Below are 2,500 nucleotides of genomic sequence, written 5' to 3'. Positions count from 1 at the left end.
CCGTAGTCAAACGCTCTATCCAATTGAGCTACGGGCGCATATGGTGCCGAGGGCGGGGGTCGAACCCGCACGGTGGTCACCCACCGCAGGATTTTAAGTCCTGTGCGTCTGCCTGTTCCGCCACCCCGGCATGTCATATTGGAAATTGGAGCGGAAGACGGGATTCGAACCCGCGACCCCAACCTTGGCAAGGTTGTATTCTACCACTGAACTACTTCCGCAAGACATGTTTGAGTTATTTCATTAAAAGTGCGGGTGAAGGGAGTCGAACCCCCACGCCAAAGGCGCTAGATCCTAAGTCTAGTGCGTCTGCCAATTCCGCCACACCCGCATATTTCATTAAAATGGTGAGCCATGAAGGATTCGAACCTTCGACCCTCTGATTAAAAGTCAGATGCTCTACCAACTGAGCTAATGGCTCTTGCAATAAAAACTGGTGCCGACTAGAGGACTTGAACCCCCAACCTACTGATTACAAGTCAGTTGCTCTACCAATTGAGCTAAGTCGGCTAAATGGTGGAGGATGACGGGATCGAACCGCCGACCCCCTGCTTGTAAGGCAGGTGCTCTCCCAGCTGAGCTAATCCTCCGAATTGCCTGGCAACGTCCTACTCTCACAGGGACAAGGTCCCAACTACCATCGGCGCTAGAGAGCTTAACTTCCGTGTTCGGTATGGGAACGGGTGTGGCCTCTCTGCCATCATTACCAGACTGTATTCATTTAAGACAAGAATTATTATAACCTATTTAACTTTTAAAGTCAACAAGTTTTTTATATTCTTTCAAAACTAGATAACATTGCTTCATATTATATGGTTAAGTCCTCGATCTATTAGTATTCGTCAGCTCCACATGTCACCATGCTTCCACCTCGAACCTATCAACCTGATCATCTTTCAGGGATCTTACTAGCTTACGCTATGGGAAATCTCATCTTGAGGGGGGCTTCATGCTTAGATGCTTTCAGCACTTATCCCTTCCGCACATAGCTACCCAGCTATGCCCTTGGCAGAACAACTGGTACACCAGCGGTGCGTCCATCCCGGTCCTCTCGTACTAAGGACAGCTCCTCTCAAATTTCCTACGCCCACGACGGATAGGGACCGAACTGTCTCACGACGTTCTGAACCCAGCTCGCGTACCGCTTTAATGGGCGAACAGCCCAACCCTTGGGACCGACTACAGCCCCAGGATGCGATGAGCCGACATCGAGGTGCCAAACCTCCCCGTCGATGTGGACTCTTGGGGGAGATAAGCCTGTTATCCCCGGGGTAGCTTTTATCCGTTGAGCGATGGCCCTTCCATGCGGAACCACCGGATCACTAAGCCCGACTTTCGTCCCTGCTCGACTTGTAGGTCTCGCAGTCAAGCTCCCTTATGCCTTTGCACTCTACGAATGATTTCCAACCATTCTGAGGGAACCTTTGGGCGCCTCCGTTACACTTTAGGAGGCGACCGCCCCAGTCAAACTGCCCACCTGACACTGTCTCCCGGGTCGATAAGACCCGTAGGTTAGAATTTCAATACAGTCAGGGCGGTATCCCACCAGCGCCTCCACCGAAGCTAGCGCTCCGGTTTCAATGGCTCCCGCCTATCCTGTACAAACTGTACCAAAATTCAATATCAGGCTACAGTAAAGCTCCACGGGGTCTTTCCGTCCTGTCGCGGGTAACCTGCATCTTCACAGGTACTATAATTTCACCGAGTCTCTGGTTGAGACAGTGCCCAAATCGTTACACCTTTCGTGCGGGTCGGAACTTACCCGACAAGGAATTTCGCTACCTTAGGACCGTTATAGTTACGGCCGCCGTTTACTGGGGCTTCAGTTCAGAGCTTCGCTTACGCTAACCCCTCTCCTTAACCTTCCAGCACCGGGCAGGTGTCAGCCCCTATACTTCGCCTTACGGCTTCGCAGAGACCTGTGTTTTTGCTAAACAGTCGCTTGGGCCTATTCACTGCGGCTTTCCGTTAAGAAAGCACCCCTTCTCCCGAAGTTACGGGGTCATTTTGCCGAGTTCCTTAACCAGAGTTCTCTCGCACACCTTAGGATTCTCTCCTCGCCTACCTGTGTCGGTTTGCGGTACAGGCACCTTTTATCTCGCTAGAAGCTTTTCTTGGCAGCGGGGAATCAAAGACTTCGCTCCATAAGGAGCTTCCCCATCACAGCTCAGCCTTCACGATAAGCGGATTTGCCTACTTATCAGCCTAACTGCTTGGACGTGCACAACCAATCGCACGCTTCTTCTATCCTTCTGCGTCCCTCCATTGCTCAAACGATAAAGAGGTGGTACAGGAATATCAACCTGTTGTCCATCGCCTACGCCTGTCGGCCTCGGCTTAGGTCCTGACTAACCCTGAGCGGACGAGCCTTCCTCAGGAAACCTTAGGCATTCGGTGGACGGGATTCTCACCCGTCTTTCGCTACTCATACCGGCATTCTCACTTCTAAGCGCTCCACCAGTCCTTCCGGTCTGACTTCACTGCACTTAGAACGCTCCCC

General features: G+C 51.9%; 7 tRNA genes and 2 rRNA genes (2 of these 9 cut by a window edge). All 9 read right to left on the bottom strand.

The window, feature by feature from the left end:
• Window positions 1-38, bottom strand: a tRNA-Arg gene (locus tag LUS72_RS00480); it reaches 36 nt to the left of the window's first position.
• A 3-nt stretch (window positions 39-41) separates the two neighbouring features.
• Window positions 42-130 (bottom strand) — tRNA-Leu (locus LUS72_RS00475).
• Between the two features lie 16 nt (window positions 131-146).
• Window positions 147-221: transfer RNA gene (locus LUS72_RS00470), tRNA-Gly, on the bottom strand.
• Between the two features lie 29 nt (window positions 222-250).
• A tRNA-Leu gene (locus LUS72_RS00465) sits at window positions 251-331 on the bottom strand.
• A 14-nt stretch (window positions 332-345) separates the two neighbouring features.
• A tRNA-Lys gene (locus LUS72_RS00460) sits at window positions 346-421 on the bottom strand.
• A 13-nt stretch (window positions 422-434) separates the two neighbouring features.
• Window positions 435-510, bottom strand: a tRNA-Thr gene (locus LUS72_RS00455).
• A 4-nt stretch (window positions 511-514) separates the two neighbouring features.
• Window positions 515-590 (bottom strand) — tRNA-Val (locus tag LUS72_RS00450).
• A 5-nt stretch (window positions 591-595) separates the two neighbouring features.
• A 5S ribosomal RNA gene (rrf, locus tag LUS72_RS00445) occupies window positions 596-711 on the bottom strand.
• 101 nt (window positions 712-812) lie between these two features.
• Window positions 813-2,500: ribosomal RNA gene (locus tag LUS72_RS00440) — 23S ribosomal RNA — on the bottom strand; it runs 1,234 nt beyond the window's last position.

The sequence above is a fragment of the Bacillus cereus genome, assembly GCF_025917685.1.
In the GTDB taxonomy this organism is placed as follows: domain Bacteria; phylum Bacillota; class Bacilli; order Bacillales; family Bacillaceae_G; genus Bacillus_A; species Bacillus_A cereus_AT.
This window is presented reverse-complemented; position numbering and strand designations above follow the sequence as displayed.